Annotated in this window: 31 protein-coding genes and 1 pseudogene; 16 read left to right on the forward strand and 16 right to left on the reverse strand. The window is 70.0% G+C overall.

Annotated features, from left to right (window positions below; all coding sequences use genetic code 11):
• Window positions 1-103: 103 nt before the first annotated feature.
• Window positions 104-1174 carry a hypothetical protein gene (locus tag ACIA8D_RS14515; protein ID WP_399232217.1) on the reverse strand — a complete coding sequence of 357 codons (1071 nt, stop codon included), beginning with the start codon at window positions 1172-1174 and terminating at the stop codon, window positions 104-106.
• Window positions 1175-2587: pseudogene (locus ACIA8D_RS14520) on the reverse strand (alkaline phosphatase family protein); the annotation flags it as partial. It abuts the gene before it with no gap.
• A 712-nt stretch (window positions 2588-3299) separates the two neighbouring features.
• Between ACIA8D_RS14520 and ACIA8D_RS14525 the strand changes: the two are divergent.
• A complete protein-coding gene (locus tag ACIA8D_RS14525) occupies window positions 3300-3437 on the forward strand; it encodes a hypothetical protein (RefSeq protein WP_399231965.1) in 138 nt (45 codons plus the stop codon).
• A complete protein-coding gene (locus ACIA8D_RS14530; protein WP_399232219.1) occupies window positions 3404-3598 on the forward strand; it encodes a VanZ family protein in 195 nt (64 codons plus the stop codon). The genes ACIA8D_RS14525 and ACIA8D_RS14530 overlap by 34 nt, the downstream gene beginning before the upstream one ends.
• A 113-nt stretch (window positions 3599-3711) precedes the next feature.
• Here ACIA8D_RS14530 and ACIA8D_RS14535 read toward each other — a convergent pair whose 3' ends face one another.
• Window positions 3712-4779 (reverse strand): GNAT family N-acetyltransferase, encoded by a 1068-nt coding sequence (locus ACIA8D_RS14535; RefSeq protein WP_399231967.1) that lies wholly within the window; start codon window positions 4777-4779, stop codon window positions 3712-3714.
• Window positions 4780-4890: 111 nt separating this feature from the next.
• Here ACIA8D_RS14535 and ACIA8D_RS14540 point away from each other — a divergent pair, with 111 nt between their 5' ends.
• Window positions 4891-5331, forward strand: a complete 441-nt coding sequence (locus ACIA8D_RS14540) for a MarR family winged helix-turn-helix transcriptional regulator (RefSeq protein WP_399232221.1) — start codon at window positions 4891-4893, stop codon at window positions 5329-5331.
• Window positions 5332-5429: 98 nt separating this feature from the next.
• On the opposite strand, the gene ACIA8D_RS14545 is transcribed toward ACIA8D_RS14540, so the two are convergent.
• Window positions 5430-5861 carry a MerR family transcriptional regulator gene (locus ACIA8D_RS14545; protein WP_399231969.1) on the reverse strand — a complete coding sequence of 144 codons (432 nt, stop codon included), beginning with the start codon at window positions 5859-5861 and terminating at the stop codon, window positions 5430-5432.
• Window positions 5862-5916: 55 nt separating this feature from the next.
• Between ACIA8D_RS14545 and ACIA8D_RS14550 the strand changes: the two genes are divergently transcribed.
• Complete coding sequence (locus tag ACIA8D_RS14550; RefSeq protein ID WP_399231970.1) at window positions 5917-6900, forward strand: SDR family NAD(P)-dependent oxidoreductase; 984 nt, start codon at window positions 5917-5919, stop codon at window positions 6898-6900.
• A 190-nt stretch (window positions 6901-7090) separates the two neighbouring features.
• Here ACIA8D_RS14550 and ACIA8D_RS14555 read toward each other — a convergent pair whose 3' ends face one another.
• Window positions 7091-8053 (reverse strand): DUF5937 family protein, encoded by a 963-nt coding sequence (locus ACIA8D_RS14555; protein ID WP_399231972.1) that lies wholly within the window; start codon window positions 8051-8053, stop codon window positions 7091-7093.
• Window positions 8054-8119: 66 nt separating this feature from the next.
• On the opposite strand from ACIA8D_RS14555, the gene ACIA8D_RS14560 reads away from it, so the two are divergent.
• Together ACIA8D_RS14560 and ACIA8D_RS14565 are read left to right on the forward strand one after the other, a co-directional pair.
• Entirely contained in the window at window positions 8120-8587 is a 468-nt protein-coding gene (locus ACIA8D_RS14560) for a cupin domain-containing protein (protein WP_399231974.1), read from the forward strand.
• A gap of 68 nt (window positions 8588-8655) precedes the next feature.
• Complete coding sequence (locus ACIA8D_RS14565) at window positions 8656-9330, forward strand: SDR family NAD(P)-dependent oxidoreductase (protein WP_399231976.1); 675 nt, start codon at window positions 8656-8658, stop codon at window positions 9328-9330.
• Window positions 9331-9447: 117 nt separating this feature from the next.
• On the opposite strand, the gene ACIA8D_RS14570 is transcribed toward ACIA8D_RS14565, so the two are convergent.
• Genes ACIA8D_RS14570 through ACIA8D_RS14580 form a run of 3 tightly spaced genes read right to left on the reverse strand, consistent with a single transcriptional unit; the run spans window position 9448 to window position 11938 of the window.
• Entirely contained in the window at window positions 9448-11448 is a 2001-nt protein-coding gene (locus ACIA8D_RS14570) for an acyl-CoA dehydrogenase (protein WP_399231977.1), read from the reverse strand.
• A gap of 57 nt (window positions 11449-11505) precedes the next feature.
• Window positions 11506-11727: a hypothetical protein gene (locus tag ACIA8D_RS14575; protein WP_399231979.1), complete on the reverse strand. Its 222-nt coding sequence runs from the start codon at window positions 11725-11727 to the stop codon at window positions 11506-11508.
• Window positions 11728-11758: 31 nt separating this feature from the next.
• The gene (locus ACIA8D_RS14580) at window positions 11759-11938 is read right to left on the reverse strand and encodes a hypothetical protein (RefSeq protein WP_399231980.1); all 180 of its coding nucleotides are present in this window, start codon (window positions 11936-11938) and stop codon (window positions 11759-11761) included.
• A gap of 134 nt (window positions 11939-12072) precedes the next feature.
• Here ACIA8D_RS14580 and ACIA8D_RS14585 point away from each other — a divergent pair, with 134 nt between their 5' ends.
• Both ACIA8D_RS14585 and ACIA8D_RS14590 read left to right on the forward strand, forming a co-directional pair.
• Entirely contained in the window at window positions 12073-12216 is a 144-nt protein-coding gene (locus ACIA8D_RS14585; protein ID WP_399231981.1) for a hypothetical protein, read from the forward strand.
• A 92-nt stretch (window positions 12217-12308) separates the two neighbouring features.
• On the forward strand, window positions 12309-12656 hold the full coding sequence (locus tag ACIA8D_RS14590) for a hypothetical protein (protein WP_399231983.1): 348 nt from the start codon (window positions 12309-12311) through the stop codon (window positions 12654-12656).
• Between the two features lie 200 nt (window positions 12657-12856).
• Here ACIA8D_RS14590 and ACIA8D_RS14595 read toward each other — a convergent pair whose 3' ends face one another.
• The gene (locus ACIA8D_RS14595) at window positions 12857-13090 is read right to left on the reverse strand and encodes a DUF5133 domain-containing protein (protein WP_399231984.1); all 234 of its coding nucleotides are present in this window, start codon (window positions 13088-13090) and stop codon (window positions 12857-12859) included.
• Between the two features lie 181 nt (window positions 13091-13271).
• On the opposite strand from ACIA8D_RS14595, the gene ACIA8D_RS14600 reads away from it, so the two are divergent.
• Window positions 13272-13829 carry a Dps family protein gene (locus tag ACIA8D_RS14600; protein ID WP_399231986.1) on the forward strand — a complete coding sequence of 186 codons (558 nt, stop codon included), beginning with the start codon at window positions 13272-13274 and terminating at the stop codon, window positions 13827-13829.
• 242 nt (window positions 13830-14071) lie between these two features.
• Here ACIA8D_RS14600 and ACIA8D_RS14605 read toward each other — a convergent pair whose 3' ends face one another.
• From ACIA8D_RS14605 to ACIA8D_RS14625, 5 genes are all read right to left on the reverse strand, one after another.
• A complete protein-coding gene (locus ACIA8D_RS14605; RefSeq protein WP_399231988.1) occupies window positions 14072-14815 on the reverse strand; it encodes a GvpL/GvpF family gas vesicle protein in 744 nt (247 codons plus the stop codon).
• A complete protein-coding gene (locus ACIA8D_RS14610) occupies window positions 14815-15228 on the reverse strand; it encodes a gas vesicle structural protein GvpA (RefSeq protein ID WP_399231989.1) in 414 nt (137 codons plus the stop codon). Before ACIA8D_RS14610 ends, ACIA8D_RS14605 begins: the two co-directional genes overlap by 1 nt.
• Window positions 15229-15352: 124 nt before the next feature.
• On the reverse strand, window positions 15353-15784 hold the full coding sequence (locus ACIA8D_RS14615) for a gas vesicle protein (protein ID WP_399231990.1): 432 nt from the start codon (window positions 15782-15784) through the stop codon (window positions 15353-15355).
• 82 nt (window positions 15785-15866) lie between these two features.
• Window positions 15867-16247 carry a hypothetical protein gene (locus ACIA8D_RS14620; protein ID WP_399231992.1) on the reverse strand — a complete coding sequence of 127 codons (381 nt, stop codon included), beginning with the start codon at window positions 16245-16247 and terminating at the stop codon, window positions 15867-15869.
• Between the two features lie 145 nt (window positions 16248-16392).
• Window positions 16393-16794 carry an STAS domain-containing protein gene (locus ACIA8D_RS14625; protein WP_399231994.1) on the reverse strand — a complete coding sequence of 134 codons (402 nt, stop codon included), beginning with the start codon at window positions 16792-16794 and terminating at the stop codon, window positions 16393-16395.
• A gap of 146 nt (window positions 16795-16940) precedes the next feature.
• On the opposite strand from ACIA8D_RS14625, the gene ACIA8D_RS14630 reads away from it, so the two are divergent.
• From ACIA8D_RS14630 to ACIA8D_RS14645, 4 genes are all read left to right on the forward strand, one after another.
• Window positions 16941-17372 (forward strand): ATP-binding protein, encoded by a 432-nt coding sequence (locus ACIA8D_RS14630; RefSeq protein WP_399231995.1) that lies wholly within the window; start codon window positions 16941-16943, stop codon window positions 17370-17372.
• Between the two features lie 115 nt (window positions 17373-17487).
• Window positions 17488-18357 (forward strand): SigB/SigF/SigG family RNA polymerase sigma factor, encoded by an 870-nt coding sequence (locus ACIA8D_RS14635; protein WP_399231997.1) that lies wholly within the window; start codon window positions 17488-17490, stop codon window positions 18355-18357.
• Window positions 18358-18590: 233 nt separating this feature from the next.
• A complete protein-coding gene (locus tag ACIA8D_RS14640; RefSeq protein ID WP_399231999.1) occupies window positions 18591-19088 on the forward strand; it encodes a MarR family winged helix-turn-helix transcriptional regulator in 498 nt (165 codons plus the stop codon).
• Between the two features lie 194 nt (window positions 19089-19282).
• A complete protein-coding gene (locus ACIA8D_RS14645; protein ID WP_399232000.1) occupies window positions 19283-20464 on the forward strand; it encodes a PP2C family protein-serine/threonine phosphatase in 1182 nt (393 codons plus the stop codon).
• A gap of 101 nt (window positions 20465-20565) precedes the next feature.
• Here the strand turns inward: ACIA8D_RS14645 and ACIA8D_RS14650 are convergent, their stop codons facing one another.
• Window positions 20566-20739 (reverse strand): CsbD family protein, encoded by a 174-nt coding sequence (locus ACIA8D_RS14650; protein ID WP_399232002.1) that lies wholly within the window; start codon window positions 20737-20739, stop codon window positions 20566-20568.
• Window positions 20740-20950: 211 nt separating this feature from the next.
• Between ACIA8D_RS14650 and ACIA8D_RS14655 the strand changes: the two genes are divergently transcribed.
• Complete coding sequence (locus ACIA8D_RS14655; protein WP_223775182.1) at window positions 20951-21121, forward strand: hydrophobic protein; 171 nt, start codon at window positions 20951-20953, stop codon at window positions 21119-21121.
• Between the two features lie 109 nt (window positions 21122-21230).
• On the opposite strand, the gene ACIA8D_RS14660 is transcribed toward ACIA8D_RS14655, so the two are convergent.
• Window positions 21231-21734 (reverse strand): MarR family winged helix-turn-helix transcriptional regulator, encoded by a 504-nt coding sequence (locus ACIA8D_RS14660; RefSeq protein WP_399232004.1) that lies wholly within the window; start codon window positions 21732-21734, stop codon window positions 21231-21233.
• A gap of 431 nt (window positions 21735-22165) precedes the next feature.
• Between ACIA8D_RS14660 and ACIA8D_RS14665 the strand changes: the two genes are divergently transcribed.
• Entirely contained in the window at window positions 22166-23875 is a 1710-nt protein-coding gene (locus ACIA8D_RS14665) for a PP2C family protein-serine/threonine phosphatase (protein ID WP_399232006.1), read from the forward strand.
• Complete coding sequence (locus ACIA8D_RS14670; RefSeq protein ID WP_399232008.1) at window positions 23872-24981, forward strand: B12-binding domain-containing protein; 1110 nt, start codon at window positions 23872-23874, stop codon at window positions 24979-24981. Before ACIA8D_RS14665 ends, ACIA8D_RS14670 begins: the two co-directional genes overlap by 4 nt.
• The last annotated feature ends 28 nt before the right edge of the window (window positions 24982-25009 follow it).

Genomic DNA, 25009 nt, shown 5'->3' on the forward strand with positions numbered 1-25009 from the left:
TCCCCGCCGGGGGGGGCTAGGGCGTGGCTTTTGGCACCGCCCCCGCGAGCCCGGCCTGATCCAAACGACAAGCCCTAGGTACGCCCTCGGGGACGGGTGATCGCTAGGCGATCACCAGGGAAGTGGGCTCGTTGCTCAAGCCCAGGGGGGTGGTTGCCGAGACCGTGTTGGTCGTCGTGTCCACGCGGATGATCGTGCTGGACGTGTTGTTGGCGACCCATATGTCGGTGCCGTCGCCGATGATGCCGGTGGGTATGTGGCCGACCGTCAGGGTGCCGGTCACGGCGAGGCGGGACGTGTCGATGATGGACAGGCTGTCGTCGTTGGCATTGGTGACGTACGCGCGCGAGCCGTCGCCGGTGAAGGCCACGTTCCACGGGGCGCGGCCGGTGGTGATGCGCTTGGTGACCCTGCCGGTGGCGGTGTCCACCACGGCCACACGGTCGTCCATCGGCAGAGTGACGTAGCAGGACTTGCCGTCCGGGCTCAGCGTGGCGCCTCGGGCGCGGGACAGCTCCCTCAGGACGGTCAGCCGACGGCCGTCCGCCGCGTTCAGTACGTACAGGCCGTTGCTGCAGGGAACGTACAGCCGGGCGCTGTCGGGGGACACCGCGATCGTGTACGGGGCCTCACCGGCCTGGTACGTGGCGGTCACCGTGTCGGTCGCGACGTCGATCACCGAGATGTCCCGCGAGCCGCCCGAGCCGGTGTCCGGGCCGGTGTCGGCCACGTAGACGCGGGTGCTGTCCGGCGAGGCGGCGGCGCCGTGCGGGTACACGCCCACGGTGATCTTCTTCGCGACCTTGTTGGTGGACCGGTCGACCACCGCGACCGTGTTCGTGCCGGAGTTCGTCACGTACACCTTGCCCGCGGCGGCCGTGATGCCGTACGCGTTGGTGAACCCCTTGACCGCGGCGATCAGAGTGCCGGACGACCGGTCGAGGATCGCGAGCCCGCCGCCGAGCGACGCGACATACACGGCGGGCGTGGTCGTGTCCGCCGCGGCGTCCAGGTGGCTCTGGCTGGACACCGCATCCATGATGCCGGGGAAGTTGGTGCCCTTGCCGTGGTCGGGATAGTCGTCGCGGGCACTGGTGCGCACCTCGTCCAGGCGGCTGGGCGAGTCACGTAGGGCGCCGCCCCGGCGCCGGCCCGGGTTCTTCTGGGACGGCATGGGGGACGGTGACTGCTGCTGGTGCGGCGGCGTCTGGTCCGTGCCGGGAAGCGTCGGTGCGGGCAGGTTCCCGGCCTCGTACTCCGCCAGCCAGAACGACGGCAGCGTGGGCGGCATGGGCGGGAACCGCTTGTTCACCTTCATGCCGAGCGCGGACGTCAGGTCGCCGAACGTCTCGCGCCGCCAGTCCGTGATGTTGGCCGCGCGCACGCCGGTGACCTGCTCCAGGAACTGCAGGACGGACGTGTGGTCGAACGCCTCGCTCGCCACGTGTCCGCCGCGCGTCCACGGCGACACGATCGTGCAGGGCACCCGGAACCCGCCGCCGATGGGCAGGCCGCCCACGAACTCGTGCGGGGTGCCGGCCGGCGGCGTGGGCGGCGGCACATGGTCGAACAGCCCGTCGTTCTCGTCGTAGTTGATGATGAAGACGGTCTTGGAGAACAGGTTCGGGTCGGACGCGACGGCCTCGAGCTTGCGGGCCACGAAGTCGGCCGCGGCGGCCGGGAGATACGCCGGGTGGGAGGACTGTTCCGACGTCGGGACGATCCACGAGACGGCGGGCAGCCGGCCGCGTTTGACGTCGTACTCGAACTGATCCGCCGGGCCGATCCGCATGCCCCGCGTGTGCAGCGGCGAGCCGGGTCTGGCGTCCTGGAACGTCTGGAAGAACTCCAGCGGGTTGCAGCCGTAGTCGTCCTCGTCCTGGTAGACGCGCCAGCTCACCCCCGCCTCCTCCAGCTGCTCGGGATAGGACTTCCAGCGGTACGGCTGCGGTACGACGTTGCTGATGACCGGGCCGCCCGCCGCGCCGTCCGGGTCGATCGTGCCGGACATCAGGTAGAGGCGGTTGGGCCAGGTGGGGCCCATGAGGGAGCAGAAGTAGCCGTCGCACAAGGTGAACGCGTGGGCCAGCGCGTAGTCGAAGGGGATGTCCTGCCATTCGTAGTAGCCCATGGTGTACGGCCCGACCGCGTCTCCGTCGGCTCGCCGGTGAGCGGGCAGCCAGTTGTCCATCTTGCCGTTGTTCCAGGCCTCGTGCTGCACGGACCAGGCGTGGCTGGTGGAGGGGATGGCCTGGGCGCTCGTACGGTGCGTGTCCAGGTGCCAGGGCAGCAGGTAACCATCCGGGTTCTTCGGATCCGGTTGATGGAACACGGACTTGCCGTCCGGGAGCCGCAGCGCGTCCGGGTCGTCGAATCCGCGGACCCCGGCCAGCGAGCCGAAGTAGTGATCGAACGAGCGGTTCTCCAGCGTCAGGACGACCACGTGCTCGATGTCGCGCAGGGAGCCGGGTCTGGCCGTCGCGGCTGCCGCCGCTTGCAGATTGGGCGGCAGATTCGAGGCGATGAGCGCACCGGCGGCGGTGCCCGCCAGGGATCCGAGCAGTCGACGGCGTGTGATCTCGGGCATGTATGAGACACCTTTCTGGCACGACGGTCCGGACGTGGTTCCCCCGGGCGGACAGCAGGTCTTTCGGTTGCTCGGCCGCGTGCGGGTGCCTGACCGGCTCCGGCCCGCGGCCACGGTGACGTGGGGAGCGAGAGGTGACTTGGATGACCATTACACGGATGTGCCGTGAGGGGCAGCTGCGTGATCGGACTTTGCGGGCAATTTGCGTACGGCCTGAGGGGCTGTCACCTCGCGTTGCATGCGGGCCGCTGGAGTCGTAACGTGCCGTTCCGGTAGCGGACTTGACGGGGCGCTCCAGCGAACGCGGGCAGGATGAAGCCTCGTTCGAGGCGCTTCGTGCTTCGTGCTTCCTGTCTCGGCGGGACGGGCTCTCGGCGCGGATCGAGGACCGGTCTCTTCGGGGTGCCGGGGAGCCCGCCCGGGGAGGGGGCGACGTGGAGTAACTCCTCAATGCCCTTGGCGAGATCGGGCACGATCGCTGCCGCCGCGTCGGTGCCCGAGACGATGACGATCTGCTCGTCGAGCGCGGTGAAAAGGTCCGGGCCCGGCCTCGCGGATTGCCGTGGGTGAGTCGAAACACTGCTCACCCGGTTCCACCCGCACCTGGAAGGCGTGCTCGGCCCCCGCTTTCGGCTCCCGGCCGTGCTCACCCTCCTCGGATACTGTGCTGCCGGGTGAGGGACTGTGGGGCGACCACGTGAGCACGCTGGGGATGAGTGACATGGAAGTCGACATGATCCTGCGGCTGCAGCTGGCGAACGCCTTGATGTTCGTCCCCTCGGCCTCTTCCTCGTCCTGGGAACCCGTGGGCCCCGCCTGGGCCGTGCGGCCGCGACGTGTCTGGTTCTGAGCGTTCTCATCGAGGCGGCGCAGTACGGGATGGACGCCGGCCGCACCGTCGACATTGACGACGTCTTGTTCAATACGCTCGGCGGCGTCCTCGGAAGTGTCCTGGCGTATCTGCCGCACCGGATGCTGAGCCCTGCGCCGCGGCTCCGGCACGCCCAATGACCGCGCAGGGAAGTCCTGTTCGCGGCCACGGCATCCGGCGGCACGTGACTTTGCAGGGCTTCGATACCTCGCGAGGAGTGCGGGACGATGCCGGTACTCGTCGGGCTCGTGGCTCAGCCCGCACCCTCGGTGCTCTTGGCGAGGCGCACTACAGCGCCGTCGTCGGCATCGGGCAGGGGTACGTATCCCTGGCGGCGGTAGAGAGACAGGTTGCGGTGGCTTGCGGCGCCGGTGGACAGGACGATGCGTTCGCAGTCGGCTCCCGCCGCCTCGGCCTGGCGTAGCAGCCAGCGCCCGGTCCCGGCCCCACGCAGGTCAGGAGCGACACCGAGGCGGCCGACGTGCAGGTCGGTCCCGGACTTGCGTGTGCGGACCATGCCCAGCAGCCGTCCGTCGCGCCACAGGCCCGTGGCGTGCCAGGTGCCCAGCCAGTCCCGGACCTCGGCCGGCGACTCGTGCAGAGCCGGGATCGACAGCGTGTTGTTGTCGATGGCCTCGTCCATCCAGCAACACCGCTGAAGCACCGTCACTTCGGCGGCATCGTCCGGGCCGAGCCGGCGTGTGTAGGAGCCGGTCACCGGACCCGGGGAGGATGCCGCGAACTCGCGCTCACGCATCGGAGTGAGGGCACGCGCCACCCGGACCAGCTCTGCCAACAGATCCTGGGCGGCAGCGGCATGGCGCGCGTCGCGGGTGGGACAGCTGTCCTGGAACGCATCCGCGACCTTCAGGGCCACAGTCGCGCCCAGCGGCACCAACCGCAGCGCCGTGACCACCTGCTTGGCGTGCTGGACCGCACGCGTGCCGGACGAGGTGTGGCCGTAGCTGACGAAGCCGACAGGCTTCCACGCCCACTCGGGGCCGAGGTAGTCGAGCGCGTTCTTCAGCGTGGCCGGCATCCCGTGGTTGTACTCCGGAGTCACGAAGACGAACCCGTCCGCCTTGTTCACGATCCGGCTCCAGCGCCGGGTGTGGTCGTGCTGGGGGAGGGCCGTCGACGGGTGCTCCTCCTCGTCCAGGAACGGAAGATCCAGGTCGCCGATCGCCCGGAGTTCGAGATCGGCGTCGAGCAGCCCCGCGGACCGGGTCAGCGTGTCGGTCAGCCAGCGGCCGATCGACGGGCCGAGCGCGTTGGGCCGCGTACTGCAGACCAGGACGAGGACACGTAATTTCGTTGCCATGGAAACGAAATTAGAAGCTAGGTTGGTTACGTGTCAACGAATGAGGTGAATGGTCCCCGTGCCCGCTGGCTCACCCCCGACGAGGAACGCGCATGGCGCGCCTATGTCCGGATGGTCGCCGCCGTGCAGGCGGCAACAGCTCGCGACCTGGCCGCAGTCGGCCTGTCCGAACCGGACTACGAGGTACTCAGCACCCTGTCCGAGCGCCCCGACGGCACCAGCACACTCCACGAGCAGGCCACGAAGATGGGCTGGTCGCGCAGTCGTTTGTCCCGACACGCCACCCGCATGGAAGCGCGCGAACTCATTCGGCGCGCCCCGGACCCCGCCGACGGTCGCGGCTGCCTCCTGACCCTGACCTCAACCGGCTGGTCCACGCTCCGCGACGCCGCGCCTTCACATCTGTCCTCGGTACGGCGGCACTTCGTCGACCGCCTCACGTCCGAGGAACTGGCGGCCATCGAAGGTATCGCCCGCAAACTCACCGATCGAGAGACGGGCAGGAGGTCCCCACCCACCCCGGGAACAACAACGGATTCCAGCAGCCAGTGAAGACGCTGAGGAGTGTGAGGTCACCGCGGGCCGGACTCAGGCACAACTGCCCTGGCAGGAAATGCCGACTGGGGCGATGCACATGGTGCCGGCCGTTCTCATGCCCCGGTCGCCGTCGGGTCCCACAGTCCGGCTGCCGTGCCACGCGCGACGTGCTCGGCGTAGACGCCGACCTTCCGGGCGATGATGGAGCGGCATTCCTCCAGGGCGCGGATCTGGTCCTCCACGCGGTGTTGGTGGGCGTCGAGGAGCTGGAGCCGCTCTGACTCATTGCCCGGGCCCTGCCGGACCAGTGCGGCAAAGCGCTTCAGTTCGGCGAGGGGCATCCCGGACTCCCGCAGCCGTGTGCAGATCCCCAACCAGTCGACGTCGGCGGGGCTGTAGCGTCGGCGGCCGCCCGTAGTGCGGTGGACCGGACCGACCAGCAGGCTCTCGCGCTCGTAGAAGCGCAGGGCGTGGACGCTCAGGCCGGTGCGGTCGGCGACCTCGCCGATGCCGAGCGATTCCGGGAGGGGTTCGGGCGTCGCCATGCGGGTCACTCTAGGGCTTGATCTAGACCTTCCTCTAGCTCATAGCGTTCTCGACATGAGCACTCAAACCGCTACCGCGCAGCACCCGATCAACTCCCCCTTCGCCGCGGCTTCCACCGCGGCGGACGTCATGGCCGGGGTCGATCTCTCCGGCCGGACCGCCGTGGTCACGGGCGGCTCCTCCGGCCTCGGTCTGGAGACCACACGGGCCCTGGTGGCCGCCGGAGCCCGCGTTGTCGTCCCGGCGCGGCGGCCTGAATCAGCCCGGCAGGCGCTCGCCGGGCTCGGTGGCGACCTCTGCGAGATCGTTCCCATGGACCTCACCGACCTCGGCAGCGTCCGTGCCGCAGCCGAGCGCATCCGAGGGTCCGTCGACCGGCTCGATCTCCTCATGGCTGTCGCCGGGGTGATGGCCACGCCGCAGCGGCGCGTCGGGCCCGGCTGGGAGTACCAGCTGGCCGCCAATCACTTCGGGCACTTCGCCTTGGTGGGCGAGCTGTACCCGCTCCTGCGCGATGCGCAGGGCGCCCGCGTCATCGTCTACAGCTCCGGCGGCCACGGCATCAGCGACTTCCGTTGGCACGACCCGCACTTCCGTACCGGTTACGACCGCTGGCAGGCGTACGGCCAGGCCAAGACAGCCAACGTCCTGTTCGCCGTCCACCTGGACGCCCTCGGCCGCGGTGACGGCGTGCAGGCGTTCGCCCTCCACCCTGGCAGCATCATCACCGGCCTTCAGCGGGAGCTGACGCGCCGTGAGCAGGTCGAGCTGGGCTGGGTGGACCAGCACGGCACCGTGATCGGCGAGGGCTTCAAGAGCCCGTCGCAGGGCGCCGCCACCGGCCTGTGGGCGGCGACCTCCCCGCTCCTGGCCGGACGCGGCGGGCTCTACCTGGAGGACTGTGAAGTGGCGCGGGTCACCGACGAGGACGGCCCGATGGCCGACGGCTGGGTCCGCTCCTACGCCGTCGACCGCGCTTCGGCCGCACGGCTGTGGGAACTCTCCGTCGCGGCTACGGGGGTCGGGCCGATCGGCTGAGCCGTTCTCGACAGCGCTCCGACGGTTCCTCGATCCTGAGGCGGATCGCGCCGCGCGGCTTGCCGCTGTCGCCGCCCGCGAACTGGGCAAGCAGGGGCTGCGGCAAGGGATATGCGTCACCCGCGAGCAGCTTCGCGCTCTGGTCGGACAGGCGAGGCACACTGGTCTCCTCACGCTCCAGACGGAAAGATCATGACTGCGGCGAGGCGGCGTCCAGGAGAGACCGCCCGGCTTTGGTGAGCTCGTGCGTGGCGGTACGGCCGGACCGACTGCTGTCGATCAGCCCGGCATCGCGGAGGATGGCCAGGTGTTCGCTGGCCGTCGGCGGAGTGACGTTCACCAGCCTGGCCACCACGGTGGTCTGCAGCGGCGTGGTCAGCGCGGCCAGGATCCGCGCGCGGGTCGGGCCCAGGAGGCGGTCCAGCGACCTGGGAGTGGACGGCGTGGACCACAGGTAGCGCCCGGATGCCGGATAGTAGATCGCCGGCGTCCAGTGGCTGGAGGTGGTGCACTGGATCCGGTCGGTGATGAACAGCGACGGAACGAGAATGAGCCCCTCGGGGCAGTCAACGTCGATGTCGACGCTCTTGTCCACGGTGACGGTGTCGCCCTCGCACGCGGCGGACGGGTGCAGGCGCGGCAGGACCGCACGCAGCCCCTCCCGGTTGACCTGGAGGGCCCGATCCAGCATCTCGGCCCGCAACGCCTGCCGCATCGAGGGCCACTCCGGTTCCACCACTGTCTTCCACAGGCGCCGCAGCGCGTCGGCGGCCTCGGATTTGGCCCGGTCCGGGTTCTCGAGCAGCCGGCGGCGTATGTCTGCTCCCCGCCCGGTCGTGGCGTCGACCAGTTCGGCGTACGTCTGGTCCGCCGGCGCCGCGCGGAGGGCGTCCATGCCCTCCGCGAACGTCGGCTCACTGGACATCGGCGACGGGTCGAGGAAGTCGGGCCGGTAGGCGCCGTCGGCCATGAAGACGGTGAGCGCCCGCAGGTCAGCAAGCGAGAGCCGCGGGCGTCGACGGCGCAGCCAGGAGTGGAACAACGGGTGCCGCTGCGGCTCGGTCAACAGCTGGGCCAGGCTGACGACTTCGTGGATCGGCGACATCGCCCACCGCACACCCGCGGCACCGGCCCCCAGTCGATAACGGATCACTTCTCCATTGTTAGGCCACCGCCGAATCGAGCGCGAGCGATCCGGCCGAGCTCCCAGACTCGGGCCATGACCGACAGGCAATCGATCCGCCCGTACCCCGAGCAAGAGCAACCCCAACAGATCCGAACGATCCGGCTGGGCGCCGCCGGATCGACCATCGAGGTCCTCGCCAACCCCGATCAGGCCAGCGGGAACCTGAGCCTCTATCGGTGGCGCATGGCGCCCTCCAGCACCGGGCCTGCCCCGCACTTCCACACGACCTTCAGCGAGACCTTCATCGTCGAAGAGGGCGAAGTCGACTACTTCGACGGGCGGGACTGGCGAACACTCCGGCCCGGAGACACCGCGCACGCCGCGGCGGGTGACGTGCACGCCCTGCGCAAGGAGCGCGCCGAAGGCGCGACCCTCCTGATGGCGCTCTCACCGGGCGTGCCGCGCGAGGAGTACTTCGCCGCCCTCGCCACCACGGACGAGCGCGACCTGAACCGGCTCCACGAAGCCCACGACAACCACTTCCCCGGCGACGAGCGGTGACCGCACCGCCGCACCCGCCCTTTCCTCATCCGCTCCGTCCCGACCAACCTGCCAGCAAAGGACTCACCGTGCCCACCATCGCCATCGTCGGAGCCGGCCCCGGTATGGGCCTGGCCATCGCCCGCACCTTCGGCTCTCGCGGCTTCGACGTCGCTCTCGTCTCCCGCAACCGCGACAAGCTCGACGCCCTGGCCGGCCGTCTGGAGGCCGAAGGCATCAGCGCTGCCGGGTTCTGCGCGGACGTACTCGACCACGAAGCGCTCACCCAGGCGCTCAAGGACGCGGCGACCCGTTTCGGCCGTATCGATGTCCTGGAGTATTCGCCGGCCGGGAGCCTGGAATCCGTGTCACTGACCACCCCGTCCCAGGCCGCCCCCTCCGATGTGCAGTGGGTGATGGACATCCTGCTCTACGGGGCAATGGCCGCAACGCAGGCCGTGCTGCCCTCGATGCGCGCGGCCGGCGCGGGCACCCTGCTCTACACGAACGGCGCCGGCTCGGCCGACCCCAACCCGATGCTCGGCAACCTCAACGCCGCTCAGGCCGCGCTGCGCAACTGGGTGCTCGGTCTGCACAAGGAGCTCACCGGCACCGGCATCCAGGCGGCCCACGTCGCCATCGGTGCCTGGATCGGCACCGACGGCCCACCCGGTGTCCCGGCGGCCCCGGCCGAGGACGTCGCCCCCCTCTACTGGGACCTGCACACCCGGCGCGACGAAGCCGAACGCGCCTTTACCGCCTGACGCCGGCCGTGCCGGAGGTCGGCGGGAATCCAGTGCCGCCGCCCTCCGGCGGACGACGGCTGTGGTTCAAGGGGGTTGCGTCGACGGGGACCTGGCCGTGGCGCGGGGCCCCGCGGGTCAGTCCACCAGGTCGGGGGAGCGGAGCATCTCCGGAGGGATGCCCCACGCGTCGACGAGATCGACGGCGAGGGGGCGGACCCTGCGGCAGAGGCTGTTGATCTCGCGGCTGATGGCCTTGGAGCGTTGGACGGTCAGGCGTCCGTGCTCCATGAACCACGCCCGGTCGGACTCGATCGCGGACAGCGCGAACAGGTCGCACAGGAGCCCCAGGGCGGACTTGTTGCCGTCGCCGCCGTTGCTGCCTTCGTCGCCGTCGTCCGGCAGCGTGCGCAGCTTGTCGATGAACGCCTCCAGGATCAGGCGTTCCACGTGTGCGTGGGCCACGGCGATGACATGGTCCTGGACGTGGGAGAACACCGCCCCGGGATCGCGCTGCTCGTCCATGCCGCGCTTGAGTCGCCGGGCGAGGGAAGCGAGCATGTGCTCCTCGCGGAAGCGGACCATGGCGAGTTGGTAGTCCGAGTTGAGCAGGCCGACCTCGGGGTCGCCCTCGTCGCCCCCGGGCAGCAGGTCGCGTACGCGTTCCAGCAGTTTGTGCACCGACGTCTTCTCGATGACGGTCTCCACGGCCTGGCCGGTCACGAACCGGACCATGCCGAGCTGGTCGAGGTCCTCGAACTCGTTCGCGTAGTTCGTGAGGAGCCCCTTGGCCACGAGCTGCAGCAGGACGTGGTTGTCGCCCTCGAACGTGGTGAAGACGTCGCTGTCGGCCTTGAGCGCGGCGAACCGGTTGACGGCGAGGTACCCCGCGCCGCCGCATGCCTCGCGGCACTCCTGGATGGTCCGCGTCGCGTGCCAGGTGCCCAGCGCCTTCGTGCCGGCGGCCCGTGACTCCAGCTCCCGCCGTACCTGCTCGTCGTCGCCCTGGTCCGCCGACCGGTTTCCGGAGAAGACCTCGTGCAACTGGGTGCGCACCACGTCCTGGGCGAAGTGCAGGGCGTACGTGCGGGCGAGCAGCGGCAACAGGCGCCGCTGGTGCATCCCGTAGTCGAGCAGCAGTTGCTCCTCGCCGTCCGCCGCCGCCTCGAACTGGCGACGGCGCACCGCGTACTTCGTGGCGATCGTGAGGGCGACCTTGGCCGCGTTGATGGCTCCGCCGCCGACACTGACCCGGCCCTGGACGAGGGTGCCGAGCATGGTGAAGAAGCGGCGGCCGGGGTTCTCGATCGGACTCTGGTACACACCGTCGGGTGTCACGTCGGCGAACCGGTTGAGGAGCGCTTCGCGCGGCACCCGCACGCCGTCGAACCACAGGCGGCCGTTGTCGACACCGTTGAGCCCCATCTTCCGGCCGGCGTCCTCGATCCGTACGCCCGGCGCCGGGCGGCCGTCGACCCGGATCGGCACGACGAACGCGTGCACCCCTTCCTTCTTGCCGTCGACCTCCAACTGGGCGAAGACAACGGCGAGTTCGGCGTGCCGAGCGGCGTTGCCGATGTAGTCCTTGCGTGCGGCGTCGCCGTGCGTGGTGATCACGAACTCCTGGCGGGCCGTGTCGTACGTCGCCACGGTGCCGAGCGCCTGGACGTTGGAGCCGTGCCCGGTCTCGGTCATCGCGAAGCAGCCCATGAGCTTTCCGGTGATCAGGTCCGGCAGGTGGGCCCGGTGGTGGCGCTCGGTGCCCAGGTGCAGGATGGCGCCCCCGAAGAGACCGAACTGCACGCCCACCTTCACCAGGAGTGACAGGTCGCCGTAGGCGAGTGTCTCGAACGCCGCGATCGACGCTCCGACGTCACCGCCCCCGCCGTACTCCTTGGGGAAGCCCATTCCCGTCTGGCCGGTGGCCGCGAGTTCGACCGCGAGCTCGCGCACCCGCTCGCGGAACGCGTCGATGCCGAGCTCCTCGGCCTCTTCGAGAACGGAGGCGTGCGTCGACAGATTCGCGCGCACCAGATCACGGATCTCGCCGTACTCGCCGTCGAGCAGTGCGGTCAGGGCCGGTACGTCGACGGCGGGCGGTACGTAGCCGTCGGTGGGAGGGGTGGCGTCGCTGATCATGGACCACTGGTACCCCGTGAGGGCGTGTGCAAGCGGTCCGTGGCGGCACACGGGTGATCACCGCTGTGGCGCGGTGTTCCGTCGGCGGTGGGTGGAGCGGCGGGCGGAGCGCTTCTTCAGCCAGAGCGGCAGGACGTACCAGCACAGGGCGAACCAGAGAAGCACCGTGGCCACGTAGACGTGGGTGTCGAAGGCGCCGAGGTCGTCGAAGCGCCCGTGGGCCTCCTCCAAGGAGCCGTCGGGCGACGTGTCCGGCCGCACTGTCTCGTCTGCGCTCACCGACTACCTCCACTGCGGGTACGGTCTGTGCTCAGCGTCGACGGGACGACCGGCTGCTCGCCCAGCCGGCGGCCCCCGCCACGTGCAGAGCCAGGGCGGTGAGTCCGAGCAGCATGACGTTCACGGACGAGAAGACGTCATTCGTCGAGATCTCGGCGGCGTTGATCAGGAAGGCGAAGAAGAACAGCACAGCAGCGACTACGGCGAACATGGCAACTCCCTTGTGTGGCGGTGGTGTTGTCGCCCGTATGCCCCCTCTCGTGTTCTCTATCGCATCCCGGGTAGCCGTAACCAAAGTGGCAACGCGAGGAAGTGGACCTCGCCGATCGACACCGAGGAGGCGTCATGCCCGGCATTCTCGACCGGATCAAGCAGTACAGCCGCAGCCCGCAGGGTCGACGGACCATCGCGACGGCGCGCCGGACGGCATCGGACCCCCGCAAGCGGGCGCAGGCTCGCGCGTGGCTCGGCCGTCTGCGTCGTCGCTGAGCGAACTGACCACGCCCAGAACCTCCTCGGCGACGAACCCGACACGTACGACGCCAAGTTGAGGAGCCCTCGCCGATGCCAAGGTGGCCCCCGTGACATCCGCTCTCCGTACCGCCCGCGCCCTCACCGCCGTTGCGCTCGCAGCCCTCGGCTCCGCCGTGTACCTCGGCCTCACCCACAGTCTGTGGCTCATGGCCGCATGCCTGTACGTCGCCGCGTTCTTCGCCTGGTGCGCGCACCGCGACCATCAGCACCATCGCACCCTCCGCGCCCGCGCCGCCCTTCGTGAACGCGCCGTGAGCGGGCTCCCGGTCCAGCCGGCCGTGTTCGACACCGTCCCTTGCTGCGACCTCGCGGGCCACGCCGACGGCCGCACCCACGGCGCCGACTGCCTGCGCCGCCTGGCCGCGCCGAACACCACGCGAAGTGAAGCCGCCTGAGCTTTGCGACCGCTCCCCGTTCTTGTCTTCTCCCGTGATGATCCAGGATGGCCGCGGCGAAGCAGGATGACGGTGTGCGGCTGCGCGCACTCACCACACGCGGCCGGGAGGTGAGTGATGAAGAAGAACGTCGGCCGCAGGATCGTCGCGGCCTCCGTCAGCGCCGGCGCCGCGGTGCGCCCGGGGCACGCACCGGGGGTTCAGGCCGCCTGGGGTTCGTCGTCCGAACGTGGTGCCGCGGCGGCCTCCAGGACTCGATCGGCTGCCAATAGAGCATCACTCACACACCGGGTGCCAGTGCTCACGCACAACGTGTAGGTGACATCGTCGAGCTGTCGCTGGAGTTCCAGGGTCGGCCGCTCCGAGTAACGCAGCTGCACGTCGGCATATCGGCTCAGAAGCGTCCGGATGGCCTTCGGATCGGGATTCAGCACGAGGCTCCGCCTGTTCTGTTGTCCTGAGGATCGTCGGACACCCAATTCCCCGTAATGCTCAGGACATGCCCACTCTTTCCCTGGTGCGACGTCACATTTTTCGTCGGCTTTTCGCCTACATACCGGACGGGCGGAGGGGTACGGGGGTGGAGCACATCCGTACGAGCAAGGAGATACGACGTTGACCTCTGAGGCTGCCCCGAAGTACACCGTGCCCGGCATCACCACCAAGGACGCCGGGACCATGATCGCGCTGCTCCAGCAGCGTCTGCACGCGCTGAACGACCTGCACCTGACGCTGAAGCATGTGCACTGGAACGTCGTGGGGCCGCACTTCATCGCCGTGCACGAGATGCTCGACCCCCAGGTCGACCGCGTCCGGGCCATGGCCGACGACATCGCCGAGCGCATGGCCACCCTCGGCGGGGTGGCCCAGGGGACGCCGGGCGCGCTGGTCGCGGAGCGTTCCTGGCAGGACTACAGCGTGGGCCGGGCCGACGCCATCGCCCATCTCGGCGCACTCGATCTCGTCTACACCGGCGTGATCGGGGACCTGCGCGCCGCGGTGAAGGAGGTCGGAGACCTCGACGCGGCCACCGAGGACTTGTTGATCGGGCAACTCAGGGACCTGGAGCAGTTCCAGTGGTTCGTGCGGGCCCACCTGGAGACCGCCGGCGGCACCCTCGCCACGGCCGATGCCTCCACCGAGGTCGACGCCGCGCGCGCCGGCGCGCAGTGACCGGCGGCGCGCCGAGCCCGTCCGCGCCTACGGGAGGCGGGCGGGCTCAGCGCGGGAGCAGGGGGTCCAGCGGGCCGAGGGCGATGTGAGGCCTCCGGGGTGAGGCCGTAGCGCTCACGCAGCTCGGCCATCCGGTGGTGGAGCAGCATCAAGGTCCTCCGTGCGGTCGAATGTCTCCTCGTTGATGTCACCCGCCGGCGAGCGGCAGGAGGAGCACTTCGTTCCGCAGTCCCATGGGCGCCTCACTCCGCGGTGGTCGCCGCGGGCGCCTGGTCCACGAAGCTGTAGGGCGGCAGCGGACCGTTCACCCGGAACACGAGGTGGGGATGCGCCTTGCGGAGCTGCTCGATCGCCCCCAGGAGGTGCTCGGACGAGGAACGGTCCACCAGGAACGAGAGGTTGGTGATCCATCCGGTGGTGTCGGGCGCGGGGCTGATCGCGTCCGCGTGCGGCTCCAGCTGCGCCAGGACGAGCTCGCCGTCCTCGGCCTCGCGCTGCTGCACGGCCTTGGCGACGGTCTCGCCGAGTCGCATCTTGTCCTCGTGGGTGCCGCCGCCGGTCGCGCGGTTGTGCTCCACCTGAGCGCGCAGCTCGGGCTGGTCCGCCACGACGGTGCGCAGCACCGCCTCCTCGTCGTGCTGGACCTTGACGTTGTACTCGACCCGGTCCCGCAGGGCGGCAAGACGTTCCTGATAGTGGTCCGCATGCTCCTCGAGCGTGGCCGCGACCGCGTCGTCGTCCGTCGCGACGCTGCCGAAGCGCATGGGCAGCACGGTGCCCCCGCCGCCTGCCTCGGCCAGGACGTTCTGGTGGGCCAGCAGATCCCGGCGCTTGGGCCGCAGATTCTCGGGGGCGTCGCTGACCAGGGCGGCGAGTCCGCCGCCGGTCGCCGTGCGGACGGTCAGTGCCGGGCGGCCGATGCCCTCCATGCCCTCGGGCAGGCCGGGGTGGTCGGCGGCCGTGATGCCGTAGACGTACGTGCTCACTAGCGCTCCTCCTTACGGCTCGACGTGCGGCGGCGCGCCCGGGACTGGCTGCTGCCTTCCTCGCGGGCCTGGCTGAAGGCGTCGGATATGGTCTCCGCCGCCCCCGACAGCGCGCCCTTGGTCTTGCCGCGGGCGCCGGACTCGAGGCTGTCGCCGACGATGTCCGTCAGGCCGGACGGCTTCTTGCTGCCGGTCTCCAGGTCGAGTCGGTTGCAGGCCTCGGCGAAGCGCAGATACGTGTCCACACTGGCGACGACGACGCGCACGTCGATCTTCAGGATCTCGATACCGACGAGGGACACGCGGACGAAGGCGTCGATGACGAGGCCGCGGTCCAGGACCAGTTCGAGGACGTCGTAGAGACCACTGGTGCCTCCACCTCCTCCGCCGCTCTGGGTGGTGGCAACGGTCATGGTCGTTCCTCCCATTCCTGTGCGTTCGGGTTCCTGGACGTTCCGGCTGCGGTGAAGCTGTGCTGGTGGTCCAGGTGTGGTCCCTTCGGTCACCGCGACGTCCTGTCCGGCAACGACCGCCGGTTCAGCCGGAGTTGCGGCTGGTGGCGCGACCGCGCTCGTAGCGGCCGAGACGTCGGTAGCCGGTGAGCAGTCCCGCGTCGTCGAGCGTGACCTCGTAGCTCGCGAGCAGGCTCATCGTGTCGGGGACCCGGGAGAGCTCCAGGACCTCGACCTCAAGTCGCCACCCGTCGTCGGTGGCGTTGAACGTGGACACCGACTCGATGGGCTTGCCCGTCAGCTCCGCCAGCTGCTCGCGTGCCTCGCGGATCGCTTCGGCGGGGCGCAGCTTCCTGCTGCGCTGTGGGGCCGGTGACTCGGAGCGCCGCGGGGCGTCCCGAGTCTTCCTGGTGGGTGCCTTCTTCTTCGCGCCGGGATGCGTGTCGCGATTCGAGTCGGAATTCGTGCTGGGCTTCGCGTCCGGCTCGGCGTCGGTCGGCCCGGAAGAGTCGTCCATGTGAACCTCCCGCCCAAGTGCTCGTGTGGATCAGTGCACTTGGGGCGTGTCGGGACGGGCAGCGTGTGCGGTACGTGGCCGATCAGAAGCGGCCGCCGGTCGCGCGGGTGATCGGGCCGTGCCCGCGCCTGGCGCCGGCCCTGCCGAGGCCGTAGGCGCTGACGAGGACGGCGAGCGCGCCGGCAGCCGTCCCCGCCGCGATCACCTTGCGATGCCGGACGAAGTCCCAGGCCGCGGTGGCCACTTGTGCGGACTTGGCGGGAACGGCGGCCAGATGCGCGCCGCCGGCCTTGGCCCGCGCGGCGAGCGCACCCGCCCGGCCCGTTGCCTTGGCGGCCTCGGTCTCCTTCGACCGGGCCGACGCGGTGGATGCGGCCTTTCCGGTAGCAGCGGACGTTTTCGACGTTGCGGTCTTCGTCGCCGTGCTCTGTACGGGCTGGTCGGTCTTGGCAGCTTCAGTCATGCACCCCGATTTGCCGCCGCCGCGCTCCTGAAACCGCTCTGTGAAAATTCGGGGTCGAAAAGGGGGAGAGGTGCGCCACGGCCGATGCCCGCGCCCATGGATCAGGTAGTCGCGCCAGATGCGCCGACGTGGCGGGGAAGCGCGGTCAGTGGGCCGGTTCGCCGTGCGTGGGGCTGTCGTCGCCGAGGAGCGCGCGGATGCGCCGCAGTCCGTTCTCGCGCGTGGCGGTCAGGTCCAGGACCTCGGCGACGCCGGTGACCTCGAAGAGCCTCTCGACGGGGCGCTGGTAGGGGCCGCACAGCACGAAGGGCCTGGCGGCCGCCTCGTAATCGGCCTGGGCGCGCAGGATCAGGTTGAGCAGGGTGCTGTCGGCGAAGGACAGCCCGGCCAGGTCGAGGAGCGTGCCGGTGGTGCCGGCGTCGGAGCGTGCGCTGTCCAGCGCGAGCATGATCTCGGGCCCGTCCGAGAAGTCCAGGTCGCCCCGCAGGGGGACGATGACCACCTGCTGGTGACGGGCGAGCTCGATGCTCTGTCTGTCGGAAGTCATCCGCAGAGCCTCCCACAGGTCCCGCTCAGGTCAGCCGTTGGAGAACCTCGGGCATCTTGGGCCTGGATGGGGACGACGGAAACGTATGGGGCCCGCAGGGTCGGGCATACGAACCCGGACCGATGGGATGAGGGCGGTGACCGCACATGTACGACACGGCCGACGGGGCGCCGACCGTTGTGGAAGCGGGGGAAGCGGCGACAGCGTTGGAGTGCGAGGACATCAGCTGCGCGGACGCCAGGATGGCGGTCCGCTCGGTGTTGACGCAGGAGTACCGGGATCTGCCCACCGACGACGCGGAGCGACTGCGGGACGACGCGCTGCTGGTGGTCACCGAATTGGTCACCAACGCCCTGCTGTACGCGGGTACGGTGACCGGCCTCTCCGTCCGCCGGATCGGGGACGAACTGCATCTGCGGGTCAGTGACGACAGCCCCGAAGCGCCGAAGGAGCGGACGCCGGTGCCGGGCAGCAAGGGCGGGTACGGCTGGAAGGTGATCCGGCGTCTGTGCAGGCGTGTGCAGATCGACACGGAGCCCGACGGAAAGACGGTCACCGCCGTCCTGGCCCTGGCTTGAACCCGACGTGCCGCGCACCGCGCATCCGAACGTATGTGTACGCGCGGCAGCCGGGGGCAATCGGATGCGGACGGGACACCGAAGAGCACACGACGAGAGGCAGGGGCTTGCGGGTATGAGCACCACGGCAGTTGACGAGCAGACGCGCATCGCGACCGACGGAGCCGACGTGAGTCTGATCGAGCGCGCCTGGGTCGATCCGTCCTCCGTCCGCCCGAAGGACGCCCGCGAGATCGGCCGGCACTTCTTCGACCGGCTCTCCCAACTGGAAGAGGGCACGCACGAGTACAGCTACGTGCGCAGCGTGCTGATCGAGATGAACCTCACCCTGGTGCGCTACGCGGCCTCCAGGTTCAAGCACCGCGGGCCCGAGGAGATGGAGGACATCGTCCAGGTCGGCACGATCGGCCTGATCAAGGCGATCGACCGGTTCGAGCTGACCCGCGAGGTCGAGTTCACATCGTTCGCCGTGCCGTACATCGTCGGTGAGATCAAGCGGTTCTTCCGGGACACGTCCTGGGCCGTGCACGTGCCGCGCCGGCTGCAGGAGGCGCGGATCGAGCTGTCCAGGGCGACCGACGAGCTGCGCACCCGGCTGGGCCGCACGCCCTCGACGGCTGAGCTGGCGGAGCTGATGCAGCTCGACGTGGCGGAAGTGGCCGAGGCGCAGAAGGCGTCCAACGGCTACAACAGTGTCTCCCTGGACGCGGCGGTGAACGGGGCCGACGACGAGTCCGAGACCATGCTCGCCGACTTCATCGGTATGGAGGAGGACCGCTTCGAGCTCGTGGAGAACTTCCACTCCCTGGCCCCGTTGGTCGCGGACCTGGACGAGCGGGACCGGCGCCTGATCCATCTGCGCTTCGTCGAGGAGCGCCGCCAGCAGGACATCGCCGTTGAACTGGGCTGCTCGCAGATGCATGTGTCCCGGCTGATCTCCAAGGTGGTGGCCAAGCTCCGCGCCGGGCTGATGGCGACGGAGTAACGCCACGGAGCCGTATTCGACCGCTGCGCCGCACAGCCGGGCGGTGCAGCGTCATGTCCGGCCGGGGGACCGGGACATGCGCCGGCAATGGCGTCTGCCATGTCGTCGTGCTCGACCCGGACGCTTCCACTACCCTGGGTGGCCCCGACTTGCCTCGGCCGTTCCGGGCGGTTCGCCCGTGGCGGCACTTCGACAACCGGCCACGTCGCTCCCTGGGCAGAGAGGGTGCAGGAATGCCCCGGAATCCATCTCCACGTGATCCCGAACAGGTGGCGGACACCGCGAACCACGTGGGTGAGCTGCTCGAGGTGCTGTGGGGACGGGCGCAGGAGAAGGCGCCGTCGGGTCCGATCCCACCCTCTCAGCTGCGCGCCTTGAAGCTCATCGAGGAGCAGGGCAGCGTCAACCAGCGTACGTTGGGAGAGGTCCTGGGCACCGGCCCGTCCTCCGTCAGCCGCCTGTGCGACCGCCTGGAGGCCGCCGGGCTGCTGGAGCGGGTCCCCAGCGCGACGAGCCGTCGTGAGGTCGAACTCACCTTGAGTGCCCAGGGCGAGAAGGTGCTCGACGAGTTGCGCCTGGCGCGCACCCGCGAGGTCGCGGAGGTGCTGCGCACGATGGCACCGTCCCATCTCGGCATGCTGTCCGAGGGACTGGAGCGGCTGCGGCAGGCGGCGACGGTCCACGTGGGCCTGGAGCGGCCCGCCGCCGACGACACTTCCGCGATCGCCTGAGCCTCCTCGGAGCATCCCCTGGCCACCGATCGCGCGCGGCCGAGGAATCAAGCCGCCACTCCCGCCGAGCCGTTGGACGGGCGGGCTAGACTTGACCGTTGCCCCATGACAATAGTTGCCCGGCAGCTACGATCTGTTCGGCTTGATCTATCGACCACTGCTGAGCTGTGCTCGCACCATCAACGAAGGCTGCCGTGACCAACTTCCTGGCTGTGGAACGCGCGCTGCGCACCGCCGCACCGTACGACCTCTATCCCGCGGTGCGGGCCGCACTGGTCGAGCACTACGGTGCGCTCCGCGTCGATCTGCTGCTCGCCGACTACAGTTCCAAGGTGCTGCGGTCCGTCGCCGCGGGCCCGGGCGGCGGCGAGCAGCTCCCGGTCCACGGCAGCCCGCAGGGGCGGGCCTTCGAGAGCCGCGAGCCCCTGCAGATCGTGCGCCACGCGGACTCCGTCGAGCTGTACGTGCCGGTGGCCGCGCACGGCGACCGGCACGGAATCCTGTCCGTGCGGCTGCCGGAGGAGAAGGACCCGCCGCACGTCGTCGACGAGATCGTGGCGATCGCCGACGTCCTGGGCCACGAGATCCTCGTCGCGGAACGCGACACGGACGTCTTCCTCCAGGCCCGCCGGGCCAGTCGGCTCACGCTCGCGGCCGAGGTGCAGTGGAACCTGCTGCCGGGACGGGCCTGCAGTCGCAAGGAGTACGCGATCGGGGCGCAACTGGAGCCCGCGTACGCCATCTACGGCGACAACTTCGACTGGGCCGAGACCGAGAAGTCGCTCACCCTCAGCGTCACCAACGGCATGGGCGAGGGTATTCAGGCGTCCCTGCTGAGCAGCCTGGCCGTCAACGCCCTGCGCAACGCGCGGCGGGCGGGCGTCGGCATCGCGGACCAGGCGGCCCTGGCCGACCAAGCGCTGTTCGCCCAGTACCGCGGCGAGCAGTACGTCGCGACGCTGCTGCTCTCCTTCGACCTGGACACCGGCCGCGTCGAGGTCGTCGACGGCGGCTCCCCGCAGATGTGGCGCCACCGGGGCAGGACGGTGGAGCGCATCTCCTTCGACGAGCAGCTGCCCCTCGGCATGTTCGAGGAGACCGACTACGTCACCGAGGACTTCCAGGTGGAGCCGGGGGACCGGCTGATCTTCGTCAGCGACGGTGTGTTCGCCGCGCTGTCGGACAAGGGCGAGGCCTTCGGCGAGAGGATGCTGGCGCGGGCCATCCAGGCGGCGCGGCTGCTGCCGGCTGCCGCCGTGCCCCGAGCGGTCCTGCGGGAGCTGTCCCAGTACCTGAATGCCGGGCCCGGCCCTGAAGTCGCCGATGACGCGCTGGTGCTGTGCCTGGACTGGTTCGGCCGCGACGTCCGTTCCTGACGCTGCAATGCGCGGCGCCGGCGGCCGCCGAAACGTGTGTGCGCCCGTGGTGGGCGAGCTCTCGAAAGGGGTCGCCCACCACGGGCGCGATCACGCCGAATTCAGTGCTTGCCGATGTCCTTGGTCTTTTCCTTGGCCTGGCGGGCGTCGCCCTTCATCTGCTGGGCGCGGCCTTCCGCGGTGAGTCGTTCATTGCCCACCGCGCGTCCGACCGCCTCCTTGGCGGCGCCGGTGACCTGCTCGGTCTTTGCCTTGGCCTTTTCGTTGGCGGTCATCTCCGCTCACACTCCCTTGGCATCGACATCATGTGCTGCCCTCCGTTTGGCCGCTCGACGGCGAGGCAAACATCCTCGGCGCCGAAGAATCGTGTGCGGCCTCGTTCGGCGGCTCTGCGAAGTCTTTCGACGAGGCCGCGAAGAGAATGTGCCCGCCGAGTGTGTTTGTAGCCGCGATAAGCGAGCACTTGGCGGACAGGAGGTAATAACAATGGTTCCCCTGCTGCTGGTTCTTCTTCTGGCTCTGATCCTCTTCGGCGCGGGTTTCGCGCTGAAGGCCTTGTGGTGGATCGCTGTCATCGTGCTCGTGGTGTGGCTGCTCGGATTCGTGATCCGGCCCGCGGCGAGTGGCGGCCGCAAGGGCCGCTGGTACCGATGGTGAGACGAGCCCGACAGGGTGCGAGACGGCGCGGTGCCACGGGCGGTGGCACGCGCTGAAGCGGTGGGCCCGGCCTGGGACGGCCGGGCCCACCGCTGCTTTGTTCGCGGCGTCAGGGGCGCTTCGGGACGGGCCGGTCGACTTCCGAGGCGCGGGACGCCGTGGCGAAACCGTGCAGCCCGGCCAGCAACTGACGCCGTGTGTGTTCCGGCATCCGGTCGAGCACCTCGGTGAGCAGGCGCTCGCGGCGGGCGGACACGGCGTCGAGCGCGTCGTGTCCGCGCCGGGTGAGTGTGAGGCCGATCGAGCGGCGATCGGCCGGCGCGGGCTCGCGGCGGATCAGTCCTGCCGCTTCGAGCCGGTCGCACAGCCTGCTGGCCGCGGATGGGACCGTGTCGAGCGTCTCGGCCAGGGTGCCCAGGTTGATGCCGGGGGCGGTTCGGGCCGTGAGCAGGGCGTGCAACTGCAGGGCGGAGAGTTGCGGCGTGCCGGTTCCGGCAGTGCGCGTCCACAGGGTCACCAGCGTGTCGACGGCTGCCGCCGTCTCCGGCGCCAGCGATGGGCGGGGATCATCCGGGGAGTCGATGAAGTCGCTGCGACCGTCACGGTCGTCCATGAGATGAAGGGCACCTCTCGCGAGCTGAGGCAGTCGGTACACGCGTTTACCCGTCTTCCTCGTATGCCCGTTGCGCGGGAAGTATCCGTCCGGAATTGCGCCGGTCTCCGCCGTGTTCGCTCCTGCTTCGTGGCCGAAGTTGTCTGCTCGGCCGCGCAGTTCGGTTTGCTTTCGGTGGCGTGGGTACTCGCCCGTGTTCGTGGCGGGCCGGCAATTTCCGCCGAGCGGCGGGGCCGTGAACGGACAGGGGGCGTTCGTGGTTGCCGCGAGCCCTTCGGCCGTGCGACTGTTGCCCTATGGCAACTATGATCGGCCGTGATGTTCGGTCACGATGATCATGGAGCAGCCCAGAGCAGTCGTCCAGCGTTGATGACAGCCTTGGTTCCCCAGCGAAGGGTGGTGGGGATCCCGCACCGTGCGGGTCCCGCGTGATGAAAACCCCAACGGAACCGGTGAGTTCCCGAAGCGCCGGCCCCCCTGCCGGCGACGATGCGGCGTCCCCCTCGTACTGGTCGAACCCCGCGCACTCGTCCTACCCGTCGGTCACGGTGGACGGGGCGGGCCGCGTGCTGTCCTGTGACCACGGAGCCGTCGCCCTCCTGGAGGGTGTGCGGACCGGTGCGCTGCTCGCCGATGTGGCGCCCTCCTGGCTGACCGCGGCGCACGCCGGACTCTGCGCAGGCTTCGAAGGCGCCGATGCGGGCGCGGCGGCGGTGGCGAGAGGCCGCATCGGAGAGGCGACCGTGGACGCGTTCCCCAGCCGCGCGGCCGACGGCTCGGTCTCGTGGTGGCTGGTCGACGACAGTGAACTGCGGCACGTGCGGGACGCGTTGGCGGACGAACGGGCCCGCTCGCGGGTCCTTCAGGAGATCTCCAGCGAGCTTCTCGCCTCGCTGAACGTGAACCGGTGCATGGAGGTGACCGCCCGCCTGGCCACGCGGCATCTCGCCGACGCGGCGGTCATCGTAGGCGTCCGGTCCGGCCGCGTGTATCCCGTCACCCGTTGCTCCACTGGCGGCGCCGTGGTGCAGGAGCGGATCGGGCTGGACCCGCAGAGCATGCCGGGGCTCGCGGAGGCGCTGGCGGGCTTCCCGCCGGTGCCCTCGCGATGGATCGATCCCGCTCTCGTCCCGGACTGGGCGGTCCCACAGGAGTTCATCGGCGGGCGCGCGCAGATCGGTTCCATCGTGGTGGTCCCGCTGCCGGGGCACGGGGTGCCGGCCGGCGCCGTCGTGCTGCTGCGGCAGAGCCGGGAAGCGGCGTTCACCGAGGCCGAGGAGGCCTTCGCGCGGCTCTTCGCCGCCCGTGCGGGCGTGGCCCTGTCCTCGGCGCGGATCTACGCCGAGCAGGCCCACATCACGGACGTCCTGATGCGGGACCTGCTGCCGCCGGACCTGGGGACGGTGCGCGGCATCGACTACTCGGGCCGCTACCGGCCGGCGTCCGCCGCCGACCGGATCGGTGGCGACTTCTACGACGTCTATCCCGCAGAGGGCGACGACGCGGAGAGCTTCGTTGTCCTGGGCGACGTGTGCGGCAAGGGACTGGAGGCGGCCGTGCTGACCGGGAAGATCCGCAACACGCTCGAGGCGCTGCTCCCGTTCGCCGCCGACCACCTCAAGGTGCTCAAGCTGCTGAACAACGCTCTGCTGTCCTCGCACCACACGCGGTTCGCGACGCTCGCCCTGGCATCCGTCCGCCGTGAGGGAAACCGCGTGCGGCTGCGGGTCTCCAGTGCCGGGCACCCCGCCCCTCTGATCCTGCGTGCCGACGGACGGGTGGAGGAGGCGGACACCAAGGGCACGCTGATAGGCGTCCTCCCCACGGACCGGGTCAAGATCACCACCATGTCCGTGGACCTCGCACCCGGCGAGACGTGTCTGCTGTACTCCGACGGCATCACCGAGGCCCGCGGCGGCCCGCTCGGCGATGTCATGTTCGGCGAACAGCGCCTGCACCACACCTTGGCCGAGTGCGCCGGCCTGCCCGCCGACGCGGTCACCGAACGGCTCCACATGGTCGCCACGCAGTGGGTCGGTGGCGGGCCGCACGACGACACTGCCGTCCTGGCCATCACCGCGCCGCGCACCCACGATCTCGCGGCCGTCGAAGGACACACCAGAGGCAGGTTCATTTCATGACCGCACCACATGTCACCGACGGCCCGGCGATGCCCAGTCACGAGGAGCTGTGCGAGCAGCTGTGGCGGGCGGCGATCGACTGCGACGAGATCCATGCCGTGGCCGTCGTCCGCAACGCCGTGGGCGGTGGATCTTCCGCGCAGGTGGTGGCCGCGGCGGAGCGGACGCTGCTGCGGATGATCGCGCCGGTCCAGGAGCGCGTCGGTATCCAGTGGGCGGCCAACGCCATCACGGTGGCCCAGGAGCACGCGGCGACCGCCGTCAACGAACGTTGCGTCTCGGCGGTCGCCGACCTGGCGGCCCCCGCGCTCGCGGAGGTGCCGCCGCTGGGCCGGGTGACGGTGGCCTGCGTGGACGGCGAATGGCACGCCCTGCCCGCCCGCCTGGTCGCCGAGGTGCTGCGCCTGCGCGGCTGGCACGTGGACTACCTGGGCGCGCAGGTCCCCACCGAGCACCTCGTCTCGTACCTCCACCGGCGGCCGGCCGACGCCGTCCTGCTGTCCTCGTCGATTCCCGCGCACCTGCCCGTTGCCCACGCGGCGATCAGCGCCTGTCAGGCCGCGGGCGTGCCCGTCATGGTGGGCGGCGCGGCGTTCGGCCCGCAGGGCCGCTACGCCCATCGCATGCGGGCCGCCTGGGCCCCGGACGCGCCCGGTGCCCACGCCCTGCTGAAGCAGGGCCTCGGCCGGCCCACCGCCGACGCGGCCCGCCTCCCCGACCTGGACCTGCCGCACCTGAACGACCAGGAGTACACGCTGGTCCGGCAGACGGCGCGGCAGCTGGTCAAGCAGACCCTCGCCGACGTCGAGGAGGCCTTCCCTCCCCTGCGCTCCTACACGGAGTACCAGCGGGAGCGCACCGCCGAGGACATCGACCACATCGTCACGTATCTGGCCACCTCCGTGTACGTCGACGACGCCGACCTGTTCACCACGTTCATCACGTGGACCGCGGACATCCTGCGGTCCCGGGGCGTCCCGCCGCGGAGCCTGCTGCCCGCCGTCGACTCGTTGCAGCGCCAGCTGAAGGACTTCCCGCGCACCGTAGGCATCCTCACCGAGGCGTGCGGTGCGCTCACCGCCGGTGCGCTCGGCCCCGCCGCATGAACACCGACTCGAGCACCACAAGGACCTG

This window comes from Streptomyces sp. NPDC051684, assembly GCF_044453445.1.
Lineage (GTDB): Bacteria > Actinomycetota > Actinomycetes > Streptomycetales > Streptomycetaceae > Streptomyces.

Bases quoted from the DNA above. Each gene is read 5' to 3' on its own strand.
- ACIA8D_RS14515 (WP_399232217.1), bottom strand. From the start codon at position 1,174: ATGCCGTCCCAGAAGAACCCGGGCCGGCGCCGGGGCGGCGCCCTACGT.
- ACIA8D_RS14525 (WP_399231965.1), top strand. From the start codon at position 3,300: ATGAGTGACATGGAAGTCGACATGATCCTGCGGCTGCAGCTGGCGAAC.
- ACIA8D_RS14535 (WP_399231967.1), bottom strand. From the start codon at position 4,779: ATGGCAACGAAATTACGTGTCCTCGTCCTGGTCTGCAGTACGCGGCCC.
- ACIA8D_RS14540 (WP_399232221.1), top strand. From the start codon at position 4,891: ATGGTCGCCGCCGTGCAGGCGGCAACAGCTCGCGACCTGGCCGCAGTC.
- ACIA8D_RS14545 (WP_399231969.1), bottom strand. From the start codon at position 5,861: ATGGCGACGCCCGAACCCCTCCCGGAATCGCTCGGCATCGGCGAGGTC.
- ACIA8D_RS14550 (WP_399231970.1), top strand. From the start codon at position 5,917: ATGAGCACTCAAACCGCTACCGCGCAGCACCCGATCAACTCCCCCTTC.
- ACIA8D_RS14560 (WP_399231974.1), top strand. From the start codon at position 8,120: ATGACCGACAGGCAATCGATCCGCCCGTACCCCGAGCAAGAGCAACCC.
- ACIA8D_RS14570 (WP_399231977.1), bottom strand. From the start codon at position 11,448: ATGATCAGCGACGCCACCCCTCCCACCGACGGCTACGTACCGCCCGCC.
- ACIA8D_RS14580 (WP_399231980.1), bottom strand. From the start codon at position 11,938: ATGTTCGCCGTAGTCGCTGCTGTGCTGTTCTTCTTCGCCTTCCTGATC.
- ACIA8D_RS14585 (WP_399231981.1), top strand. From the start codon at position 12,073: ATGCCCGGCATTCTCGACCGGATCAAGCAGTACAGCCGCAGCCCGCAG.
- ACIA8D_RS14610 (WP_399231989.1), bottom strand. From the start codon at position 15,228: ATGACCGTTGCCACCACCCAGAGCGGCGGAGGAGGTGGAGGCACCAGT.
- ACIA8D_RS14615 (WP_399231990.1), bottom strand. From the start codon at position 15,784: ATGGACGACTCTTCCGGGCCGACCGACGCCGAGCCGGACGCGAAGCCC.
- ACIA8D_RS14620 (WP_399231992.1), bottom strand. From the start codon at position 16,247: ATGACTGAAGCTGCCAAGACCGACCAGCCCGTACAGAGCACGGCGACG.
- ACIA8D_RS14625 (WP_399231994.1), bottom strand. From the start codon at position 16,794: ATGACTTCCGACAGACAGAGCATCGAGCTCGCCCGTCACCAGCAGGTG.
- ACIA8D_RS14630 (WP_399231995.1), top strand. From the start codon at position 16,941: ATGTACGACACGGCCGACGGGGCGCCGACCGTTGTGGAAGCGGGGGAA.
- ACIA8D_RS14635 (WP_399231997.1), top strand. From the start codon at position 17,488: ATGAGCACCACGGCAGTTGACGAGCAGACGCGCATCGCGACCGACGGA.
- ACIA8D_RS14640 (WP_399231999.1), top strand. From the start codon at position 18,591: ATGCCCCGGAATCCATCTCCACGTGATCCCGAACAGGTGGCGGACACC.
- ACIA8D_RS14650 (WP_399232002.1), bottom strand. From the start codon at position 20,739: ATGACCGCCAACGAAAAGGCCAAGGCAAAGACCGAGCAGGTCACCGGC.
- ACIA8D_RS14655 (WP_223775182.1), top strand. From the start codon at position 20,951: ATGGTTCCCCTGCTGCTGGTTCTTCTTCTGGCTCTGATCCTCTTCGGC.
- ACIA8D_RS14660 (WP_399232004.1), bottom strand. From the start codon at position 21,734: ATGGACGACCGTGACGGTCGCAGCGACTTCATCGACTCCCCGGATGAT.
- ACIA8D_RS14665 (WP_399232006.1), top strand. From the start codon at position 22,166: ATGAAAACCCCAACGGAACCGGTGAGTTCCCGAAGCGCCGGCCCCCCT.
- ACIA8D_RS14670 (WP_399232008.1), top strand. From the start codon at position 23,872: ATGACCGCACCACATGTCACCGACGGCCCGGCGATGCCCAGTCACGAG.